The sequence below is a fragment of the Bacillus sp. DC4300-2b2 genome, from assembly GCF_049895685.1.
GTDB classification, from domain to species: Bacteria; Bacillota; Bacilli; order Bacillales; family Bacillaceae; genus Bacillus; species Bacillus safensis.
This window is the reverse complement of record NZ_JAFCSW010000003.1, coordinates 496,221-516,805: the sequence shown is the minus strand read 5'-3', so window position 1 is coordinate 516,805 and position 20,585 is coordinate 496,221. Positions and strand designations below refer to the sequence as shown.

The 20,585-nt window shown below is 40.3% G+C and carries 26 protein-coding genes and 1 pseudogene; 21 read left to right on the top strand and 6 right to left on the bottom strand.

Annotated features, from left to right (window positions below):
• The first annotated feature begins 78 nt into the window (after window positions 1–78).
• From ACP69X_RS12670 to ACP69X_RS12650, 5 genes and pseudogenes are all read left to right on the top strand, one after another.
• The gene (locus tag ACP69X_RS12670; RefSeq protein ID WP_411264281.1) at window positions 79–1,482 is read left to right on the top strand and encodes a polysaccharide deacetylase family protein; all 1,404 of its coding nucleotides are present in this window, start codon (window positions 79–81) and stop codon (window positions 1,480–1,482) included.
• A gap of 106 nt (window positions 1,483–1,588) precedes the next feature.
• Window positions 1,589–1,780: a hypothetical protein gene (locus ACP69X_RS12665; protein ID WP_305960326.1), complete on the top strand. Its 192-nt coding sequence runs from the start codon at window positions 1,589–1,591 to the stop codon at window positions 1,778–1,780.
• A gap of 282 nt (window positions 1,781–2,062) precedes the next feature.
• Window positions 2,063–2,488 carry an NUDIX hydrolase gene (locus ACP69X_RS12660; RefSeq protein ID WP_024423061.1) on the top strand — a complete coding sequence of 142 codons (426 nt, stop codon included), beginning with the start codon at window positions 2,063–2,065 and terminating at the stop codon, window positions 2,486–2,488.
• A gap of 23 nt (window positions 2,489–2,511) precedes the next feature.
• Window positions 2,512–2,927: pseudogene (locus tag ACP69X_RS12655) on the top strand (hypothetical protein).
• Window positions 2,928–2,936: 9 nt separating this feature from the next.
• A complete protein-coding gene (locus tag ACP69X_RS12650; protein WP_258954588.1) occupies window positions 2,937–3,233 on the top strand; it encodes a DUF3986 family protein in 297 nt (98 codons plus the stop codon).
• A 22-nt stretch (window positions 3,234–3,255) separates the two neighbouring features.
• Here the strand turns inward: ACP69X_RS12650 and ACP69X_RS12645 are convergent, their stop codons facing one another.
• Together ACP69X_RS12645 and sigK are read right to left on the bottom strand one after the other, a co-directional pair.
• Window positions 3,256–3,738: a DinB family protein gene (locus tag ACP69X_RS12645; protein WP_075611668.1), complete on the bottom strand. Its 483-nt coding sequence runs from the start codon at window positions 3,736–3,738 to the stop codon at window positions 3,256–3,258.
• Between the two features lie 593 nt (window positions 3,739–4,331).
• Window positions 4,332–5,060: an RNA polymerase sporulation sigma factor SigK gene (sigK, locus tag ACP69X_RS12640; protein WP_034738387.1), complete on the bottom strand. Its 729-nt coding sequence runs from the start codon at window positions 5,058–5,060 to the stop codon at window positions 4,332–4,334.
• A gap of 218 nt (window positions 5,061–5,278) precedes the next feature.
• Between sigK and ACP69X_RS12635 the strand changes: the two genes are divergently transcribed.
• The 4 genes from ACP69X_RS12635 (at window position 5,279) to ACP69X_RS12620 (ending at window position 8,350) form a co-directional block, all read left to right on the top strand.
• Window positions 5,279–6,400, top strand: coding sequence for a tetratricopeptide repeat protein (locus tag ACP69X_RS12635; RefSeq protein ID WP_041086294.1), 1,122 nt, complete (start codon window positions 5,279–5,281; stop codon window positions 6,398–6,400).
• A gap of 168 nt (window positions 6,401–6,568) precedes the next feature.
• Window positions 6,569–7,309 (top strand): polysaccharide deacetylase family protein, encoded by a 741-nt coding sequence (locus ACP69X_RS12630; RefSeq protein WP_073979129.1) that lies wholly within the window; start codon window positions 6,569–6,571, stop codon window positions 7,307–7,309.
• 84 nt (window positions 7,310–7,393) lie between these two features.
• Window positions 7,394–8,122, top strand: a complete 729-nt coding sequence (locus ACP69X_RS12625; RefSeq protein WP_024423053.1) for an SGNH/GDSL hydrolase family protein — start codon at window positions 7,394–7,396, stop codon at window positions 8,120–8,122.
• Window positions 8,123–8,200: 78 nt separating this feature from the next.
• Window positions 8,201–8,350: a hypothetical protein gene (locus ACP69X_RS12620; RefSeq protein ID WP_175297127.1), complete on the top strand. Its 150-nt coding sequence runs from the start codon at window positions 8,201–8,203 to the stop codon at window positions 8,348–8,350.
• A 135-nt stretch (window positions 8,351–8,485) separates the two neighbouring features.
• Here the strand turns inward: ACP69X_RS12620 and ACP69X_RS12615 are convergent, their stop codons facing one another.
• Complete coding sequence (locus ACP69X_RS12615; protein WP_003217327.1) at window positions 8,486–8,626, bottom strand: sporulation histidine kinase inhibitor Sda; 141 nt, start codon at window positions 8,624–8,626, stop codon at window positions 8,486–8,488.
• A gap of 361 nt (window positions 8,627–8,987) precedes the next feature.
• Between ACP69X_RS12615 and ACP69X_RS12610 the strand changes: the two genes are divergently transcribed.
• Genes ACP69X_RS12610 through ACP69X_RS12575 form a run of 8 tightly spaced genes read left to right on the top strand, consistent with a single transcriptional unit; the run spans window position 8,988 to window position 14,006 of the window.
• Window positions 8,988–9,509 carry a YqeG family HAD IIIA-type phosphatase gene (locus tag ACP69X_RS12610; RefSeq protein WP_008356191.1) on the top strand — a complete coding sequence of 174 codons (522 nt, stop codon included), beginning with the start codon at window positions 8,988–8,990 and terminating at the stop codon, window positions 9,507–9,509.
• A gap of 2 nt (window positions 9,510–9,511) precedes the next feature.
• Window positions 9,512–10,612, top strand: coding sequence for a ribosome biogenesis GTPase YqeH (gene yqeH / locus ACP69X_RS12605; RefSeq protein ID WP_426052717.1), 1,101 nt, complete (start codon window positions 9,512–9,514; stop codon window positions 10,610–10,612).
• A 21-nt stretch (window positions 10,613–10,633) separates the two neighbouring features.
• Window positions 10,634–11,476, top strand: a complete 843-nt coding sequence (aroE, locus tag ACP69X_RS12600) for a shikimate dehydrogenase (protein ID WP_041086287.1) — start codon at window positions 10,634–10,636, stop codon at window positions 11,474–11,476.
• Window positions 11,470–11,760, top strand: coding sequence for a ribosome assembly RNA-binding protein YhbY (gene yhbY, locus ACP69X_RS12595; protein ID WP_034319423.1), 291 nt, complete (start codon window positions 11,470–11,472; stop codon window positions 11,758–11,760). Before aroE ends, yhbY begins: the two co-directional genes overlap by 7 nt.
• Window positions 11,761–11,773: 13 nt before the next feature.
• Window positions 11,774–12,343 (top strand): nicotinate-nucleotide adenylyltransferase, encoded by a 570-nt coding sequence (locus ACP69X_RS12590; RefSeq protein WP_041086283.1) that lies wholly within the window; start codon window positions 11,774–11,776, stop codon window positions 12,341–12,343.
• Complete coding sequence (yqeK, locus tag ACP69X_RS12585; RefSeq protein WP_034280084.1) at window positions 12,333–12,896, top strand: bis(5'-nucleosyl)-tetraphosphatase (symmetrical) YqeK; 564 nt, start codon at window positions 12,333–12,335, stop codon at window positions 12,894–12,896. The genes ACP69X_RS12590 and yqeK overlap by 11 nt, the downstream gene beginning before the upstream one ends.
• Window positions 12,897–12,909: 13 nt before the next feature.
• Window positions 12,910–13,266 carry a ribosome silencing factor gene (gene rsfS, locus ACP69X_RS12580; RefSeq protein ID WP_003217467.1) on the top strand — a complete coding sequence of 119 codons (357 nt, stop codon included), beginning with the start codon at window positions 12,910–12,912 and terminating at the stop codon, window positions 13,264–13,266.
• Window positions 13,263–14,006, top strand: coding sequence for a class I SAM-dependent DNA methyltransferase (locus tag ACP69X_RS12575; protein ID WP_426052716.1), 744 nt, complete (start codon window positions 13,263–13,265; stop codon window positions 14,004–14,006). Before rsfS ends, ACP69X_RS12575 begins: the two co-directional genes overlap by 4 nt.
• A 48-nt stretch (window positions 14,007–14,054) precedes the next feature.
• On the opposite strand, the gene comER is transcribed toward ACP69X_RS12575, so the two are convergent.
• Window positions 14,055–14,903: a late competence protein ComER gene (comER, locus tag ACP69X_RS12570; RefSeq protein ID WP_058839051.1), complete on the bottom strand. Its 849-nt coding sequence runs from the start codon at window positions 14,901–14,903 to the stop codon at window positions 14,055–14,057.
• Between the two features lie 90 nt (window positions 14,904–14,993).
• Between comER and ACP69X_RS12565 the strand changes: the two genes are divergently transcribed.
• The 3 genes from ACP69X_RS12565 (at window position 14,994) to ACP69X_RS12555 (ending at window position 18,578) form a co-directional block, all read left to right on the top strand.
• The gene (locus ACP69X_RS12565; protein WP_426052715.1) at window positions 14,994–15,623 is read left to right on the top strand and encodes a helix-hairpin-helix domain-containing protein; all 630 of its coding nucleotides are present in this window, start codon (window positions 14,994–14,996) and stop codon (window positions 15,621–15,623) included.
• Window positions 15,624–15,688: 65 nt separating this feature from the next.
• The gene (locus ACP69X_RS12560; protein WP_039180075.1) at window positions 15,689–16,258 is read left to right on the top strand and encodes a ComE operon protein 2; all 570 of its coding nucleotides are present in this window, start codon (window positions 15,689–15,691) and stop codon (window positions 16,256–16,258) included.
• A complete protein-coding gene (locus ACP69X_RS12555; RefSeq protein ID WP_426052759.1) occupies window positions 16,251–18,578 on the top strand; it encodes a DNA internalization-related competence protein ComEC/Rec2 in 2,328 nt (775 codons plus the stop codon). The genes ACP69X_RS12560 and ACP69X_RS12555 overlap by 8 nt, the downstream gene beginning before the upstream one ends.
• 40 nt (window positions 18,579–18,618) lie before the next feature.
• Here the strand turns inward: ACP69X_RS12555 and ACP69X_RS12550 are convergent, their stop codons facing one another.
• Window positions 18,619–18,753 carry a YqzM family protein gene (locus ACP69X_RS12550; RefSeq protein WP_012010638.1) on the bottom strand — a complete coding sequence of 45 codons (135 nt, stop codon included), beginning with the start codon at window positions 18,751–18,753 and terminating at the stop codon, window positions 18,619–18,621.
• 237 nt (window positions 18,754–18,990) lie between these two features.
• On the opposite strand from ACP69X_RS12550, the gene holA reads away from it, so the two are divergent.
• A complete protein-coding gene (gene holA, locus ACP69X_RS12545; RefSeq protein WP_047201921.1) occupies window positions 18,991–20,010 on the top strand; it encodes a DNA polymerase III subunit delta in 1,020 nt (339 codons plus the stop codon).
• Between the two features lie 133 nt (window positions 20,011–20,143).
• Here holA and rpsT read toward each other — a convergent pair whose 3' ends face one another.
• The gene (gene rpsT / locus ACP69X_RS12540) at window positions 20,144–20,410 is read right to left on the bottom strand and encodes a 30S ribosomal protein S20 (RefSeq protein ID WP_024423042.1); all 267 of its coding nucleotides are present in this window, start codon (window positions 20,408–20,410) and stop codon (window positions 20,144–20,146) included.
• Window positions 20,411–20,585: the final 175 nt, after the last annotated feature.

Sequence of the window (20,585 nt, the reverse complement as noted above, 5' to 3'; positions counted from 1 at the left end):
CTAAAAAGGGGGCATGCAAAGTCTATCCTACAAACACACGTCATTCAGGCATGACGGCATCACGAGAGGAGAATTTTTGTGTCAATTAAATGGAAAGTCAGTCTCGTCCTATGCGGACTTGCGATGATCATCGGAATCGCCGCGTTTTATCATAATCAGCAGGCAAGCGGGACAGAGAAGAAGAAGGTAGCACCAGATGCGAGCTATAAAGAAGTTGAAATTGTGACCCTCGTGAATGACGGGAGATACTTGAGATATGCTGTGAACTATCCTGTGTTTCATCAAAAAAAGCTAGATCAAGAGATGAAAAGATTTGCAGAAACAGCGCTCGATAAATTCAAAACATCATTTAGTGAAGCAAATGATGTCGATGAAGATCATCGATACGAATTAAACATAGATTACGAGATTACTCACTATGCCAAACAAACTGCTGCGATCAAATTCAATACATATGAATTAAAAGGCGGAGTAAAAGGCAGTCATGAAACGAAGATATTCAATTTTGATTTCAAGAAACAGCATTTTTTATCAATAGATGATCTATTTTTATCAAAGAAACAAAATCTGCAAAAATTGTCTCAAATGACATTTGAGGAGTTGAAAAAAGATCGCTCTCTTGCTGAAAACAAGCATTTGCTTAAACAAGGAACATCTCCTGAGGCAGAGCATTATCAGTATTTTGCCATCAAAGATCGTTTTATTGAATTCTACTTCCCAGCGGGGCAAATTGCACCAGACAAGAAGGGCCCTCAAGTGCTGGCGATTAAGAAAACACTGCTTAAAGGAATGTTAAAGCCAGAATACATCAATAAAGAAAAGAACAAAAACGAGAAAAAAGAACCGATCGCAAAAAGAAAGATCGTAAAACTGCCAAAACAGCGAGTATTTAACCCACATCAAAAAGCCATTGCCCTTACATTTGATGATGGACCAAATCCATCAACGACTTCAAAAATCTTAACAGCTTTAAAAGAAAACAAAGGGCATGCGACATTTTTTGTATTAGGAAGCAGGGTTCAATATTATCCCGATATGCTAGGTGAAATCAGAAAAGGTGGAAATGAAATCGGAAATCATTCCTATAACCACCCTTTACTCACAAGATTGCCATTAAAACAAGCCATCAAACAAGTAGAAGATACGCAGCAAATTATTGAAAAAGCTAGCGGATTCACACCGACTCACTTTAGACCGCCATATGGTGGAACAAACGGACAGATCAACGAAGCTGTCAACATGAAAGTCACGCTTTGGGACGTTGATCCTGAAGACTGGAAATATCGCAACAGCCAATACGTCGCAAACTACATTCTTACACATGCGTCTAGCGGAGAAATCGTCTTAATGCACGACATCTATGACACCTCTGCAAACGCGGCTGTCACGATCATCAATGAATTGACGAAGCAAGGATATCAGTTACTAACAGTATCGGAGCTTGAGCAGTGGAAGGAAGCACGGGCGAAAAAGGTGAATTGAATACGTAAAAAGATGTGAGTCTTAATGGATTCGCATCTTTTTTAAAGCCAATTATGAAGATGAAGGGAAAATATGTTAAAGTGATTGTAGAAAGGGAGGGCTTCGAATGGTGTTGATGAGGTTGATCAGCATATATATGCTGACAGTGTTTAGTTTGGGATTTGTTATAAACTATGTACCTGGTTTGATGCTGCCCATCTACATTCTTGCGATGATTGGGCTCATTTTATGTCTCGGTCATATTGCGCTCCATTATATTCGGCGAATTAGATATATGTTGTTTGATGAAAAACGGTAAGATTTCTCCTATGGAAAAAACCTCCTGCTAGTTGCGTGAGGTTTTATTTTTTTTATGTTCTAACAGTTTGATGATTTTCTCGTTTGGTGCTTTGATTTGTCTCAAAAGAGAAACGAAATTCCCCGTAAATCGTATGAGGACAATAAGTAACATGATGATCATCCACAAGCAATGACCTCCAATCGGTATGAAGGATACAGTACAATAAGAGTGTATAAAATGAACAGTTCATGCCATCTATTCGACTATTGGTGTGAATGGAGAATGTTAAGGGGGATTTATTTGAAACGAGTAGACGTGGTTTCAGCTATTATTTATGATGAGGAAGAAAATCTATTAACGGTCAAGAATGTAAAGGGATATTGGGAACTTCCGGGCGGTGCTGTGGAAAAAGGTGAACACCTGCAGCAGGCTGTCATCCGTGAAGTGAAAGAAGAGACAGGGTATGTTGTCAAAGTAAATGAACTTCATTCGGTTCGAGAAGCATTCTTTCAAGATAAAAAGCATCATGCGCTGATCATTACGTTCTTTGCGGAAATGATCGGGGGAGAGATGAACATTCTAGATCCGGATCAGGATATTGAAGAAGTAAAATGGGTCAGCACTCAAACCTTTCAAAAGCTAAACCCAAAGCTATATCACATGCTAAAATTAAACCAACAAACACAAGCTTTTTATGATTTTGAGGGAAATAGAACAATTGGTTAAATAGGCATGAAGGAGCGATATCGATGTTTTTATACTACGGACCTACAGGAGCTCCAGTAGAAAATCCGGGAGAAGAATTCATGAAAAGGATCTTCTTTCAGGAGGGTGAAGGGTATTGGAAACAAGGTAACGGGGAATCTTCCATTGAGATAGAGGAAGATTGGGAATGCGAAAGTCTAGTTTTCTTTTATACTGAACCGTATGGATTCTTTATCATCAGATATCCAGATTTTTTAGTCCCTTTCAAAAGGTAAAAAAGATCGAAACGATCGAGCATTTCATAGCAGGATCACCATTATATGTGCCATCATGCAGCTATGTTGATCGTAATCAGGCGTTTGAAATCGTTCAACATTTTGTGACGGCAAAAAAGGTATCTGATCTTGTTGAATGGGTCGAGTTGAGGAATATTGATTTTCAGCATAATGTGAAAAGTTAGGGGAGTAAGGTGAAAGTGTGTACAAATGAAAGAATACATAGTTTAGATGAGAGTATGCATTTACATGTAGGATATTATGAAAAAGGTTATGATTATGAAGGCGTCTTTTTTAAGAGTTTAGAAACAGGAGGATGGTTATTGTTTTTTGATCAGAAAAGTTACGGGTTGAATCTCTTAAAGAGTTATGAGGAATACGACCATTTAGGCTTATTCATTGGGGAATATCCAATTGAAGATGATCAAATTGAAGAGGAAGGTCAGCGATTATTTGAGCATTTTTTAAAAGGAAACAACATAGTGGGATAAATGAATGGATCTTTAGCTGACCTTACTTTTCATAAGCATGTACTGATTTTAACTTTCTACCGATAAAATTAGCAGATACAGGTGTTAATTCTTTTTCTCTTGCCCAAACAGAAAGTTGACCGATATGGTGAATTTCGTGGGCAATTATATGATGTAATATTTCATTTTTAGTATATTCATCTTCATCCCAAGGAACTGTTACTATTCGATCTTGTTTTTCATCTAAATGAGATTTTAAAAATTCAACTATTTCATGTCGTAAAGTAGTTGAGAGCGTTTTTACTTTCGCCAGAGTCTTGTAATCATCAAAATTTAATACCACGTCTTCTTTACCCTGAATACCACGAATCCAACTATATTCAACATCCATAATGTGAAAAAGAGTGTATAAAATACTCCCTACTCCACCTATGCGGTCTTGTAGCAACTCTTCTGTTGTTAGTTGATGACACCAGCTAATCCATTCGTCTCTAACCTGCCAGTTGTACTCAAAAAACTTATTCATTATGATCACTCCAAAGTTAAATTGTTTGTTTAATTACTGCTATCTCTTAAAGATATTCTTGTTGAATTAAACGACACAATGTACATGAACTGGTGTCAGTTTAGAACCAATCATACTATCAACCTTGCTTGGAAACTGTTACGTTTATAGCGTCTCTTGCAGCAAGTTGTTCTTTTGGGTAAGCGGTAGTTTATCTACAATTACTAACCCCGAATGTTTGTTCCTATATTGATTATACTAAGCTTTCTGACAGGTATCAAATAACAACATTTAAAATTGATTTGCAAGAATACATGAATCATTATATTTTATTTTTTCGTATTTAAATTTTTTAAGCATAAATGCTGAATACAATACTTATATGCAAATCGCTTTGTCATCATTTCCTGTAGCTCTCTAAATAGTGGGGCATGATGAATTGATTTCCTTCATGTCTTAGTTCATGACCATGACCAAAATCTTGCTATTTTGTTCTTGAGGGCTAAGACGGCAGCTATTATGAAATGAAATGCAGCGAGACAGTAGCTTATTGCCGAAATAAAAAACAGACCTAGTGAGGTCTGTTTTTTGTTAGAAGTTAAGGAAATTTATTTTCACTTCCCCTTCTCCCGCTTCCGTTTCTCCTTCTCCGCCCGGTAAAACTCATGAAACATCTTCATCAGTGCCCGTTTCTCAATACGGGATACATAGCTCCGCGATATGCCAAGCTCTTTGGCTATTTCCCGCTGCGTTTTTTCTTTCTTTAAATCAAGGCCGAACCGGCCGACGATGACTTCTTTTTCTCGGCCGTCCAGAATGTCGATATACTCCTTTACTTTTTCAAGCTCCATGTTGAGCTGAATGGTATCGATCACATCTTCATTTTCGGATTTTAAGACATCAATTAATGAAATTTCGTTGCCTTCTTTATCCTGACCGATGGGGTCATGCAAGGAGACGTCCTTTTTCGTTTTTTTGAGCGCGCGTAAGTGCATGAGAATTTCATTTTCAATACACCGCGCCGCATACGTTGCCAGCTTTGTTCCTTTTCCAGAGGAATAGCTTTCGATGGCTTTAATGAGTCCGATCGTCCCGATGGAGATGAGGTCTTCAGCGTCTTCCCCGGTATTTTCAAATTTCTTTACAATATGGGCGACGAGCCGAAGGTTATGTTCAATTAGCATGTTTCTTGCGTGTTCATCGCCCTGTGCCATGAGGGCTAAGTATTTTTTTTCATCATCTCCCGAAAGGGGCTGTGGAAAGGCATTGTTTTTGACATAGGACACTAAAAACACCAATTCTTTGACCATCAATCCCATCGCTGTAAATACTCCTGCCACGATTTTCACCTCCACCATGTTTAGGCCGCTGCCTATATCCTCAAATGTATGTGAAGGAGGGATTGTCTGTGTCTGTACGATGAAAAAATCATCTTTTTCAAAAAAATCGTGCTTCTGTTCGTCTCTTTTTTATGTTTGCGGTTTCTTTGCGGTGCTTGGCGGTCAAGAAGCGTGCTAAAATATGTAATATTAGACCGAAAAGGAAGGGGTAATTTCGGAACATGGGGAAGGTTCTATCTTCACATGTAGGTATGAAAATTAATGAATGGTATCGAATGATACGGCAGTTCAGTGTTCCAGATGCGGAAATCTTGAAAGCGGAAGTTGAAGCGGAAATTGAACAGATGGAAGAGGACCAGCATTTACTGATTTATTATCAGCTCATGTGTTTTCGGCACCAAATCATGCTTGACTATATACACCCTTCAAAATATCAACCTTTCTCAGTATCTAATCTAGTCGATAAAATCGAAAACTCCAATCATGAGTTATCTGATATGCTGCATTATTACCATGCATTTTTTCGTGGCATGCATGAATTTAGTCAAAAAGAATATTTAGAAGCCGTCAAATATTATCGAGTCGCAGAAAAGCAGCTGTCCATGGTATTTGATGATATTGAGCAGGCAGAGTTTCATTTTAAAGTGGCAGAAGCCTACTATATAATGAAACAAACTCATGTCTCCATGCACCATATTTTAAAGGCGCTGGAAATATACGATCAGCATGATGCGTATACCATTCGCATCATTCAATGTCTCTTTGTCATCTCAGGAAATTATCAAGATTTAAAACGAAAAGACCGGGCACTGCCTCATTTAAAAAAGGCAAAACAGCTCGCATCTCAAATTGATCACCCGCGCATATACAGTTCAGCGCTCTATAATTTAGGAAAATGTTATGGCGAGCTTGGCTATAGAGAGGAAGCGGAACGATATTTAACGGAATCCGCTGATCTTGCCCGCAAAGAGCTGCTCCCAACGCTTCCGCATACGCTCTATACGCTGGCGAAGCTGCTTTTTAGACAGAATGAACAGGCGGATGCCCTGCGCATATTAGAAGCTGGGAAATTGGCCGCAAAGAAGCATGAAGACCAGCTGTTCTGTCATATGTTTGAGTATCTGGATGCTTTATATGTTCAGGAAATCAATGAAGATCAACTGCAAAAAACCATTGATTATTTGGAAAAACTTAGCCTATACTCTTATATAGAGGATATCTCACTAGAAATTGCGACAGCCTTAGAAGCCTCTCAACAATACAAAAAGTCCAACCAGTATTATCAGAAATTATTATGGGCTCAAAATCAAATCCAAGAAGGAGAGTGTCTGTATGAATTCTAAGCAACGTTCGACAGTTGAAGAGAGAAACCAAACGTGAAACAAAGAGCGGGCCAATATGGCCGGCTTTTTTTATTTGAAAAAGAAGAGGATATCACCATGAAGCTTGCATGAATTGATGAGAAAGCGGGCAATTTATCGGTAATGATGCTCGGTGGAGGAGGCGGTCGAATGAGAGGGCTGCATATCTTGATGTGTATATGGCTGCTATGTGCTTTTATTCCTAATAAAGTAGAGGCACGGACATTAAAACGAGTCGATCTTGAAAAAACGGGACGTGCCTTTTGGGATGTGAGAGCGGAACGGAAAAAGATTGCGATCACCTTTGATGATGGACCTCATCCAGTGTATACAAATCAAATATTGGATGTGCTGAAAAAGCATCAAGTGAATGCGAGCTTTTTTGTGATAGGGAGCCGAATCCATGCAAATCCGATGATCGCAGAACGGATTGTTGACGAAGGGAATGAACTCGGCAATCATACGATGAATCATACGTATTTTGACCTGTTGTCGTCAAAGGAGATCAAGCAGGAATTAAAAGAATCAGCGGCTCATATCGCTTCACTCCAGCCTGGCGGTCCCTTATTATTTCGCCCTCCTGGTGGACGTTTAACAATGAAATCATTCCGCATTCTGTCAAAGCAAGGGTACGATGTGGTCATGTGGTCATTTACGCAAGATCCGAAGGACTGGTCAAGACCGGGCGCACGTATAATTGCAAGCCGAATTATTGATCATATTCAAGGCGGCGATATCATCCTTCTACATGATGGCGGGGGAAATCGCAAGCAAACGGTAGAAGCATTGAAACAAGTGATTCCTGAGTTGAAGAAGAGGGGCTATGAATTTGTAAAAATAAGTGAACTACTGCACCATGACAAAGCATATATGCCTGTTCAGCTGCAATAGGCAGCATTCGTCAAAAACAGTCATTCATTGAAACCAAAAGTCTTGTCGTTTACTATATGAAGAGGGCTTTTGGAGGTGAATGTTGTGAAGAAATATGTTTTCCTTTTTATCCTATTATGTGTTGCTGCTGGGTGCTCAAAGCCAGTACAAGAAAGCGTCATTGCATTTGGTGACAGCAATACAAGAGGATCAAACTGGGACTTTCGAGATTATCCAACATCTGAAAAATGGGTGAATCTCATGAAAAACGTCGAGCGCGGCCAAATTCAAGTGAAGAATGCAGGCATTGGCGGGCAGACGACTGAAGACGCGAAACTTCGCTTTGAGCAGGATATTTTAAAACAGAAACCAACTTACGTCCTCATCATGTTCGGTACGAATGATGCGGCGATTTTAGACGGGAAACACCCCAGAGTGACGAAAAAACGGTTTAAAGAAAATTTAACCTACTTCATTTCTGAAAGTAGAAAAGAAGGCATTACCCCGATTCTCATGACCTGTGTCCCTGTTGTAGAAGGCGGGAAAAAGGGCTTGTATTATTATTCTAGATATAAGTCATCTTATTTTGCCGGGAGAGGCGGGGCAAGAGCTTGGCAAAACTCTTATAATGACATCACGAGAGAAGTAGCGAAGGATGAGCAGGTGCCGCTTGTCGACAACTGGAAAGCTTTCATCCGAGAAGCTGGTGAAGATAGTGATCATGCCCTGATTCAGTCAGGCTTGATCGACCCTTCTGGCAATCATATGACACCAAAAGGGGCCAGAATTATTTATAACGAAATCAAAGAGCGTGATGTCATCAAACATTTTTAAATGATGGCCATCTGCCTAAACAAGACCATCCATCCAGCATAGTCTAACAGTATATCTTCCTAGAAGGAGGTAACTGATATGTGGGGATGTCCTTATCCTTACCCTGCGTGTTCGCCTTATCCAGCACAAGGAGCAGGAATCGGTTACGCTTTTCTTGTTGTGTTCCTTGTGGTCATTTTAGTCGTAGGCGGAGGGCTATGGTTTTGGAATGAACAGCCTTGTCATTAAGACACCTCTTCTTTTATCAGAAGGGGTGTTTTTTACGGAAAATAGTAGTAAGCCTATAGCGCAAGTGATATAATATCAGTCACCTGAGTTTAAAAAAGGAGAGTGCTCGGGAGGCATGGTTCCTGTGATATGGAATTAAGAGGAAACAGAGAGCATATGCCCGAGCGAACGTCTTTTCATTTCTGTCTCAATTAATTCAATGAAGTCGCGATTTAAGTTCATTTCATTTGCTTTATAATACGATTCTATAAGTAAATCATCTGACAGCTTTTTCATACTAGAAACCCATATGATGGGAAAAACACCTCCCCTGAAAAAGTTGGCATAAAATTTGAGGAAAAGACATATCATCATAGGTTGATCGACTGTCTTTGAAGTACCTTTAATCTACCATGAATGGGAAACAAGAACAATCGTTCTGTTATCCACATGGGTAAGTGGATAACTTGTGGGTAGAGTGTTTATAATTGAATGAAAGCGTGATGAAATATAGGTGGATAATGTGTGTAAAATTATCCACACCTGTTGAAGGTCCTCATCATATGTCGAAAACTTTTTCATTGTATTCGATAGACAGACAAATTGTGATTTGATTCGACACAATCGCTGAAAACCAATGGAAGAAAGGGTGCAAATTGTGCTAAAGAAGTATTTCTTACCGGATGAATTTGTGAAAAGTATTTTCCACATTTCACCGCAAAAATTAAAAGAACGAAATGTAAAAGGAATTATTACCGATCTAGATAACACACTAGTAGAATGGGACCGTCCAAGTGCGACACCGCGGTTAATTGAATGGTTTCAAGAAATGAAAGATCACGGGATACAAGTGACGATTGTATCGAACAATAATGAAAAAAGGGTCAAGCTTTTTTCTGAACCGGTTCATATCCCGTTTATTTATAAAGCGAGAAAGCCTATGGGAAGAGCCTTTAACAAGGCAGTTGCTGATATGCAATTGAAAAAAGAAGATGTGGTTGTCATTGGAGATCAGCTCATGACAGATGTTCTTGGCGGGAATCGTCATGGCTTCCATACGATTTTGGTCGTTCCTGTTGCTGCCTCGGACGGATTTTTCACAAAGTTTAACAGGCAGATTGAACGCAGAATTTTAGGTGCCTTAAAGCGTAAGGGCCACATTCAGTGGGAGGAAGAGTAATAATGGAAAAGGTTGTTTGTATTGGCTGCGGTGTAGCCATTCAGACGGAAGATAAAGATCAATTAGGATATGCGCCGGCAGCATCTCTATTGAAAGAAGATGTGATCTGTCAGCGCTGTTTTAGGTTAAAGAACTACAATGAAATTCAAGACGTTTCTTTAACAGAAGACGACTTTTTAAATATATTGCACAGCATTGGAGAGACAGATTCTCTCATTGTGAAGGTCGTTGATATTTTTGACTTTAACGGAAGCTGGATCAATGGACTGAGCCGTATTGTCGGTGGTAATCCGATTTTACTTGTCGGCAACAAAGTGGATATTTTACCGAAATCCGTGAAAAAAGATCGTCTGATTCATTGGATGAAACGGGAAGCAAAGGAAAACGGATTAAACCCTATCGATGTTTTCTTAATTAGTGCAAGCAGAGGCCAGGGCGTACCTGAGGTGATGGAAGCGATTGATCATTACCGCGAGGGAAGAAATGTCTATGTTGTCGGCTGTACGAATGTTGGGAAATCAACATTTATCAATCGAATCATCAAAGAAGTATCTGGAGAAGAGAATGTCATTACTACCTCCCAATATCCAGGTACTACACTTGATGCGATCGAAATTCCGCTTGATGACGGGTCTGCATTATTTGACACGCCGGGCATCATCAACCGCCATCAAATGGCGCACTATGTCAGTAAAAATGACTTGAAGATTTTAACGCCGAAAAAAGAATTGAAACCAAGAACGTTCCAATTAAATGAATCACAAACGCTTTATTTTGGCGGACTGGCTCGATTTGATTACGTAAAAGGCGGCAGAACATCATTTGTCTGCTATATGCCAAATGAGCTGAACATTCACCGTACAAAGCTGGAGAACGCAGATGATTTATATGAAAAACATGCAGGAGAACTGCTGTCACCGCCATCAAAAGAGGGAATGGAAGATTTCCCGCCGCTCGTTACGCATACCTTTACCATTGATCAGCCAAAAATGGACATCGTCTTTTCAGGTTTAGGCTGGGTCACTGCAAATGATGCGGACAAGCAAATCAAAGTCTATGCGCCAAAAGGCGTACATGTGTTTATGAGACGTTCGTTAATTTAAATGTTCAAAGGGGGAGAGACCTTGAAACCTTTATACGGAGTAATCGGAAACCCTGTTGGCCACTCAATGTCTCCGGATATTCATAATGCAGCATTAAAGGATGCTGGAATTGATGGACATTATCATGGCTTTCAAGTAGAAAATGATGACCTGAAAGATGCGATTAGCGGCATAAAAGCGTTAGGAATCAACGGCATTAACGTCACTGTTCCGCACAAGGTAGAAATCATGAAGTATCTTGACAAAATTGATGTCACAGCTGAACGCCTTGGTGCCGTCAATACGGTGCGGCTCGAAGGGGATCAGCTCGTTGGGTACAATACAGATGGAGAAGGCTTTCTTCATTCGTTGCTTGAAGCCCTGGATCAGCCGTTATCAGAGCTGTCATTTCTCTTGATTGGTGCTGGCGGAGCGGCAAGAGCGATTTATACGACAATTGCTCAGTATGCACCGAAGTGCTTTGATATTACGAACCGCACCATTGAAAAAGCTGAAGCTTTAATTGAAAGTGCAGAGGGGAAAATCACATCTCAAGCAATCACATTAAATACAGCAGAAGAGCGGCTTGGGGAATATGATGTCATCATCCATACGACCTCGATCGGCATGTATCCAAATGTTGAAGAAACCCCGATTTCTTTAGCGAACGCAAAAAAAACAGCGGTCGTTTGTGATATTGTGTATAATCCAATAGAAACAAAACTGCTAAGTGAAGCAGCAGGTTTAGGCTTGAAAACAGTGGATGGGGTTGGCATGTTTGTTGGACAAGCAGTAAGAGCCTTTGAACTGTGGACAGGAATGACGCCTGACGCCGGAAAAATGAAGTCAATTGTCATAGAGAAATTAGGAGGAACACCATGTTAAAAGGTAAGCAAAAACGTTTTTTACGTGCACAAGCACATCATTTATCACCTATTTTTCAAGTTGGAAAAGGCGGGGTAAATAACAATATGGTCAAGCAAATTTCCGAGGCGCTTGAAGCAAGAGAACTGTTAAAGGTCAGCATATTGCAAAATTGTGACGAGGACAAAACAGAAGTTGCGAAAGCACTTGTAAAAGGTGCAAAGGCAGAACTCGTTCAAACGATCGGAAATGTGATTGTCCTTTACAAAGAATCTAAGGAAAATAAACAAATTAAGCTGCCGTAAAGGTGGATGCGATATGAAAAAAATAGGGTTGTTCGGCGGTACGTTTGATCCTCCCCATAATGGACATTTACTGATGGCAAGTGAGGTGCGGATTCAAGTAGGGCTTGATGAAATTTGGTTTATCCCAAACCATATGCCTCCTCATAAAACAGGACGGAAACGAGCAGATAGTCATCACCGGATAAACATGGTGGAGGCGGCGATTCAGTCAAATCCGTATTTTCGGCTCGAGCTCATTGAAATGGAGCGAGAGGGTCCGTCTTATACCGTAGATACAGTGAATCTGCTAAAGAAGCGTCATCCAGAAGATCAGTTCTTTTTTATGATAGGAGCGGACATGGTCGAGTATTTGCCAAAGTGGCATCGGATCGATGACTTGCTTCAAATGATCACCTTTATTGGGATGAAAAGACCGGGTTACGTTGGAAGTACGGCATATCCTCTTTTATTTGCAGATGTTCCAGCTTTTGATGTATCGTCGACATTGATTAGGCAGCGAATAGAGCAGGGAAAACCTGTCGATTATTTGATTCCGAAAGCTGTTGAGCGTTATATAAAGGAGCATCATTTATATGAATCGTGAAGAAGCATTGAATTGTGTCAAAGAGCAGTTAACAGAGCATAGATATACACATACACTCGGAGTCATGGAAACAGCCATTTCATTAGCGGAACGGTTCGGTGCAGATGTGAAAAAAGCAGAGATCGCCGCTATTTTTCATGATTATGCGAAATTTAGACCAAAGGAAGAAATGAAGGGGATTATCCAAAAAGAACAGATGAACCCTTTATTGCTTGAATATTCGCCAGAGCTTTGGCACGCTCCGGTCGGTGCCTATTTGGTCAAAAAAGAAGCTGGAATTGACGATCAAGATGTGTTAACAGCCATTGAATTTCATACTTCCGGCAGACCAGACATGACTTTACTTGAAAAAGTCATTTATGTCGCAGATTATATAGAACCAGGACGACATTTCCCTGGGGTCGAAGAAGTAAGGGAGTTAGCAGAACATGATCTAGATCGTGCACTGATCCAATCATTAAAAAACACCATCAGTTTTCTAATGAAAAAGAATCAGCCAGTCTTTCCAGATACGCTTGCTACTTACAACTCGCTTGTGCATAAGAACAACTAAGGAGGAATTTTGGATGGATTCATCATCAATTTTAAACGTCGCAGCAGGAGCATGCGATGATAAACGGGCTGAGGATATTATTGCCCTTAATATGCAAGGAATCTCACTTGTTGCAGATTATTTTCTCATTTGTCACGGGAATTCTGATAAACAAGTGCAAGCCATTGCAAGAGAAGTAAAACATCTTGCAGAGGAAAGCGGAATTGAAGTAAAGAAGATGGAAGGCTTTGATGAAGCAAGATGGGTATTGATTGACCTAGGTGATGTCATTGCCCATGTGTTCCACAAAGAAGAAAGAGGATATTACAATCTAGAAAAGCTTTGGGGAGATGCGCCGAGAGAAACGCTTTCACTTGGCATTAACTCATGATTTATCAAGGGTTTGCAAGTGTGTATGACGAGCTCATGACACATGCACCTTATGATGAATGGGTTCAGTGGATCCAGCAGTATATTAATCCGAATGCTGCCATCATCGATGTAGGCTGTGGAACTGGAGAGATTTCTCTTCGGTTAGCTGAAAAGGGCCACAAGGTCACAGGAATTGACCTCAGTGAAGAAATGCTGGCCTTCGCGCAGCAAAAAGCCCAGGCGAAAAAGCAGTCGATTCAATTTCTACATCAAGATATGAGAGAGGTTACGGGCTTTGAGCAAGCCTTCCAGGCAGCCGTTATTTGCTGTGATTCCTTGAATTACTTAAAAAACGAAAATGACGTCAAAAAAACCTTTAAAAACATGTTTCAGCTTTTAGAGGAAGATGGGGTTTTACTTTTTGATGTTCATACGCCTTATAAAATGGAAGAGGTATTCCCGGGATCGACTTTTGCAGATCAAGATGAAGAGATTAGCTATATTTGGCAGAGCGATAAAGGGGATGACATGTATTCGGTCATTCATGATTTAAGCTTTTTTGTAAAAGACGGAGACATGTATCAGCGTTATGATGAGACGCATGAACAGCGCACATTTCCATTTGAAACATATGCAGCGTTCCTTGAGTCCGCTGGTTTTGAACAAATAGAAGTGACCGCTGATTTTACAAATGAAGCTCCCGGTGAATTCACCGAAAGATATTTTATCTCAGCTAAGAAACCAAAAACCATCGTTTAATAGAACGATGGTTTTTTAAAACCCTTTTTTCGCTTGTTGCAAAGGTGATTAATTTCTGCGATCATCAGTGAACACACTTGGTGGATATTGATGCGCAACTGCTTCAAGGTCTTCATCGAATTTTTCATGAGTGTTTTGAAAGAGACGGTGAAACATATCTTGCACACCTGCTTCAAGTGCTTTAATGCCTTCACCAGTTACGCCGCCTTTCACACATACTTTGTCTTGGAGTGTCGGAAGGGTATAGACTCTTTTTTCAATCAAACGGCCAAGTCCAACAAGCATATCTTCTGATAAGGTGGTGGCTTCTTCTTTAGAAATATCCGTTTCTTCTACAGCCGCTTCAATCATTTTCTGAACGAGAAAACTGATAAAAGCAGGTCCGCAGCTGACAATATCGGAAGCCGCTCTTGTAATCGAATGGTGGATCTCGATTGGTGTTGAAATGCACGAAGCTAACTGCCTTAACGCTGTTTTCGTCACGGCATTGCATGATGAACCAAAAGTTAAAAGTGATGCGCCTGATAATGCGCGGTTTGTAATGCTTGGAATCAGCCTGGCTGTTTGACAAGGAACGATATCCTGAAGCTGTTCAGGATGAACCGGACTTGTAATGATGACAATGGTTTGCTGCTCCGTTAAAAGAGGGCTCAGCTCCTTTAAAAGTGGATAAATATCAAGTGGTTTGACACAAACAAAAATGAAATCTTTATTCGTGACAGCCCCTGAAAGCTGTTTCGTTACTTCAAGCTCTGGATGGTTCTTTTTTATATTGAACGCTTTTTCAATGGTTCGGTTTGTAATGGTGATCGATGAGGGATTGACAGCCTTTGATTCAATAAATGCCTCAGTAAGTATGGTACCCATGTTTCCTGTACCGATTAACCCTATATTCAAACGTTCTCCCTCCTTAGACGCATAGGATCTGTTATCTTCTAAACAGTATGTTGAGCAGTAGAAAAATATGATTGAAAGAAGCGTGAGTAAGTGAAACGACTCATTCCATTAAAAAAATACAGTCTTTATATTGCAGCTGGGCTCATGGTTGTGATGATCATCAGTTTCTTCTTTTTCAATGGAAAAGGGGAGGGCAGCAGAGAAGCAAATGTATTGAAGGGGAATAAAGACATACAAGTCACATTAGAAGACAAACAAGAAAAGACAGAAAAAGAGCCATCGACGATTTTTGTAGAAGTCAAAGGAGCTGTAAGAAAGCCAGGTGTTTATACGTTTCAATCTGCTGCTCGGGTAGAAGAAGCGATTCGAAGGGCAGGAGGCTTTACTAGCAAAGCAGATTCGATTGAAATCAACCAAGCAGCAAAATTAGAGGATAGTATGATGATTTATGTTCGAAAGCAGGGGGAAGCAGAAAGAGAGACGCAAACAGCATCAGCTGACGCATCAACGGACGTTGAAAAGAGTGAGAGTGTAAATGTCAATCAGGCCGATGCAGCCGAATTGCAAACAATTAACGGCATAGGACCAGCTAAAGCCGAAGCTATTATTACGTATAGAGAGGAACACGGAGATTTTCAACAAATTGAAGACTTGCGGAACATTTCAGGTTTTGGGGAAAAGACGATTGAACGGCTGAAAAGTCAATTGACCGTGAAGTAGAATTGACGGTATAGAAGAAAGGCATGTACACTTAATATCAACCATCATTCTGGAGGGATCAGCTCGTGGAAAGAATTTCATGGAATCAATATTTTATGGCACAAAGCCATTTGCTTGCTTTACGAAGCACCTGTGAGCGGTTAGCTGTTGGGGCGACCATCGTAAGGGACAAGCGCATCATTGCAGGGGGGTATAATGGCTCCATTGCCGGTGATGTTCATTGTGCGGATGTAGGATGCTATGTCATTGATCATCACTGTGTTCGCACGATCCATGCGGAAATGAATGCTATTTTACAATGTGCCAAATTTGGTGCACCTACAGCTGATGCTGAAATATATGTCACACATTTTCCATGTTTACAGTGCTGTAAAGCCATCATTCAAGCGGGCATACGGACAGTGTACTATGCAAAGGATTATAAAAATCATCCATATGCCGTTGATTTATTCGAGCAGGCGGGTGTTCAAACAGAGCAAGTTGAATTAGATGAAATGATCATCGACTTAAAAAATCAAGAAAAATTGGCCTTTGTTGCAGATTTAATTGGGAAGCTGAGTGAATCAGGACTTAGCGAAACAGAGATTCGCGATATGCATGAGAAGGCGAATCAATTATTTACTTCCTATGTTTAAATATTTGCCGTTTGGAGCAATTTCAGCAGCTGTTGGAATTGCTCTGGCTGCATATCATCTTCATATGTATTTCCTTCTTTTACTTCTCATCTTATTACTTCTCAGCCTGCTGAAAAAAATGCCTCAGCTCTTTTTAATGGTCAGCCTATGCGGTGCTGTCTATATACTCATTTTTATGGTTCATGAGTCTCTTGAAACGGATCAACTCATACAAGAAAAATTCCTATCTGGTTCCGTTGTGATTGAAAGCATTCCGAAAACAGATGGCAATCGTTTTTCAGCGACTGTATCGACAGACCATGAACGACTAGCCACTTTTTATACAATTCAAACAGAGCGTGAAAAGGAGGCATTAAAAGAGGTAGAACCTGGTATGAGCTGTCACATGACTGGTGATGTTCGCCCAGCAAAACACGCAACCATTCCTAACGGATTTCAATACGATCAATTTTTAAAAACAAAAGGCATTGCAGCTATTTTCCTGCCACAGTCGATCAAAAACTGTACAAAAAAAGGCGGTTCTTCCTACTATCTTCAAGCGATGAGGCAAAAGGGTTTGAAATTTTTAGAGGACCATGTGCCAAAACACTCTGTTGGCATTGTACAGGCACTTATTTTTGGCGATCGTGAGTTGATAGAACCTGACACATTAAGAGATTATCAAATGCTCGGTATTATTCATTTACTAGCGATCTCAGGATTGCATGTGCAAACGCTTCTTGTGTGTTTATTTTGGTGCCTCCTTCGTGTGGGTGTGACAAGAGAGACAGCGCGTATTCTTCTATTATGCTTTCTTCCTGTTTATGCTTGTTTGACAGGTGCTGCACCATCTGTTTTAAGAGCTTGTCTCATGGCAGGAATCTATTTAGTGATGACTAGTCTGCCAAAAGAATTGAAACAGCCTTCTGCTGTGGTATTAAGTGCAACGTTTTTACTCTTATTAGCAATTCATCCTCTTTATTTATTTGATATTGGATTTCAGCTTTCCTTCGTGGTGACGTTTTTTATTTTGTTATCGACTAGGATTTTATCAAAAGCAAAAAGTTCGGTCATGCAATTATTCCTGATTTCCTTTATTGCACAGCTAGCTTCGCTCCCTGTTCTTTTATATCATTTTCATCAATTCTCTTTACTGAGCGTTCCTTTGAACATGATATTTGTTCCTTTTTATACAACGATCGTCATGCCGCTATCCTTACTCTTTTTTCTTTTGATGATCATTTATCTTCCGCTTGGACAAACATTGTTTCAACTTCTTGATTCGGTGATCCAGCTTAGTCATCAATTGTCAGCCTATATGGCTGATTTTGATGGATTCAATTTGATTTTTATGAAGTCAACTTGGTGGCATATTGTTCTTGAGGTGAGTGCCTTAATTGTTCTGTTAGTTGTGATGGAGTGCAAAACTTCTGTGAAGTCCTATGCTGTGCCGCTCCTTTTTCTCATTGGTGTCTTAAGTACACACTATTTCACCCCAAATTTTTTCGAAAAAGGGGAAGTGACGATGCTGGATGTAGGACAGGGGGATAGTTTGTTTATTCAGCTGCCCTATCGAAAGGGGCACCTGCTTGTGGACACGGGAGGCAGGCTTTCTTTTGAAGAAGAACCGTGGAAAAAAAGACGAAAAGTGTCTACGATCGGTGATCAAACGCTGATCCCGTTTTTACATTCTAAAGGTATAGCGAAACTTGATGTCCTTATTCTGACGCATGCGGATCAAGACCATATGGGAGAAGCGGTTCGTTTAATCAAGCGAAATAAAGTAAAGCGGCTGGCTATACCAAAAGGCTTTGCACGGAGTCCAGAGGAAGCGGAGCTGTTAAAAGAAGCAGCTGATCAAGGGATTATGATTGATGAATTAGAGAGAGGAGATCAGCTTCAGATTGGAGAGCAAATATTTGACGTTCTTCATCCGTCTCGTGATCGTGTGACAACTAAGAATAATGATTCACTTGTTTTGACATTTACTCTAGGCGGGAAGTGGTTTATGCTCACTGGAGACCTTGAACAAGAAGGAGAGCGAGACATTATAGAAGCCTTTCCTCATCTGCGGGCAGATATCTTAAAGGTTGGACATCACGGGAGTAAAGGGTCAACAAGCGAAGCATGGCTTCAGCATCTCAAGGCCTCACATGCACTCATTTCAGCAGGTGAACGCAATCGTTATCAGCATCCACATCAGGAAGTCTTGAAAAAATTAAAGGACCAGCAAATGAAGGTGTATCGTACAGATACCGACGGGAGCGTGACGTATGAATTTCTCGATGAGGAAGGAACGTTTTACACTCACCCTCCATATGATATCTTACAAACTCAATAAAAAAAACTGCCAAAACGGCAGTCATGTAACCTTCATGAAGTTAAGATCCAACGAGGTGTATAATAGTTGCCAAAATAAACATTGAGGCGAAAAATCCGAATGTGACGATAAAACCAACGGCTGAGTCGGTCACATCATTCCGCTTGCTTTGAACATTTTTTTCAAATTCATTCATTTTCATCCCTCCTGGCTAATTTTAGTATACTTGAACTCATTTGGAATTGCTAGAAGGTAAAGTAACCGTTTTCCATTTTCATGATCATTTTATGAATATCGTCTGACAGCAGGCTGACCCGGGAGCCTGCGCCGGACGTTTACTATAAATGAGGAGGCGGCACTTTCAGCTTCCTCTTTACTAATGTCTTCACACACTTTAGGATAGAGGAGGAAGTGAAAGAGAGGGATTCAATTGATGGTCTTTGATGTATGGAACAATTTAAAACGAGGGGATATCCATCCCGTTTATTGCTTATATGGGAAAGAAACATATTTACTGCAAGAAACCGCCGCTAAATTGAGACAAGCTGTAGTAGACGAGGAAACGAAAGATTTTAATTACTCCATCTTCGATATGGAAGAGGTGCCGCTTGAACAGGCTGTGACGGATGCAGAAACATTTCCGTTTATGGGAGAACGACGTCTCGTCGTGATCAAGAATCCTTATTTTCTTACAGCTGAGAAGAAAAAGGAAAAGATCGAGCATGAGCTTTCTGTATTAGAAGCTTATTTAGAAAAGCCAGCGCCCTATACCATTCTCGTGTTATTAGCACCATATGAAAAGCTGGATGAGCGTAAAAAAATCACCAAATTGCTAAAAAAGAAAGCTGCTGTTGTTGAGGCGAAAGAATTAAACCCAAAAGAAACAACTGATTTCACCATCACACTGGTGAAGACAGAAGGAAAGATGATTACATCTGAAGCGGCTGAGCAGCTTGTGATGCTATGCGGCGGAAGTCTATCTTCTCTATTCCAAGAAGTTCGGAAGCTAAGTACATATATTGGAGAGCGGGAGGAAATTGAGTTAGCGGATGTCAATCAGCTCGTTGCAAGAAGCTTAGAGCAAAATATTTTCGAGCTGATTAATCAAATTGTAAACAGACGCCGCTCTGAGGCCATGCAGATGTTTTATGACCTGCTGAAGCAAAATGAGGAACCCATTAAAATATTAGCACTCATTTCAACTCAATTTCGATTGATTTTGCAGACGAAGTACTTCGCTCAGCAAGGATATGGACAAAAACAAATCGCTTCAAATCTAAAAGTCCATCCATTCCGGGTCAAACTTGCTATGGATCAGGCAAGACTGTTTTCAGAAGAAGAGCTCAAGCAGATCGTCAAAGAGCTTTCAACGATTGATTATGAAATGAAAACGGGTAAAAAGGACAAGCAGCTGCTGTTAGAATTGTTCCTGCTTCGATTGTTAGGCGCTTGAACATAAAAAAACGACCTTCTAAAAAGAGGGTCGTTTTTGTTTAGATGTATAATTGCCAGTCTGTCCTTAGGCTCGGCCGGTCAGGACGGACGTACAGTTAAACAGGTGCCTCATCACTGAGGCGTTGCAAGCATTATGCAGAAAGTCCGTTTACTTGTTTAGCAAGTCTTGATTTGTAACGCGCAGCTGCGTTTTTGTGTACAAGACCAGTTTTAACGGCTTTGTCAATGCGTTTTGCAGCAGAAGCAAGAGCAGCTTTTGCTTGCTCAGCATCGTTGTTAGCTACAGAAACTTCAACTTGTTTAATCGCAGTACGCATCGCAGACTTGATTGTTACGTTATGTGCACGGCGTTCGTTATTCGTTTTTGTACGTTTGATCGCTGATTTAATATTTGGCATGTGTTTCACCTCCTAAGATACAACCTAAACACAATTGTCTTAAGGTTAAATCTTCACAATAGAACAAATTGTATTCTATCAAACACACCTTTAGAATGCAATATAAATGTAAAGTATTTTTCATTGATGACGTGCTCGAATGTTTCTTTAAAGAGATGGAAAGACTACTGTTAAT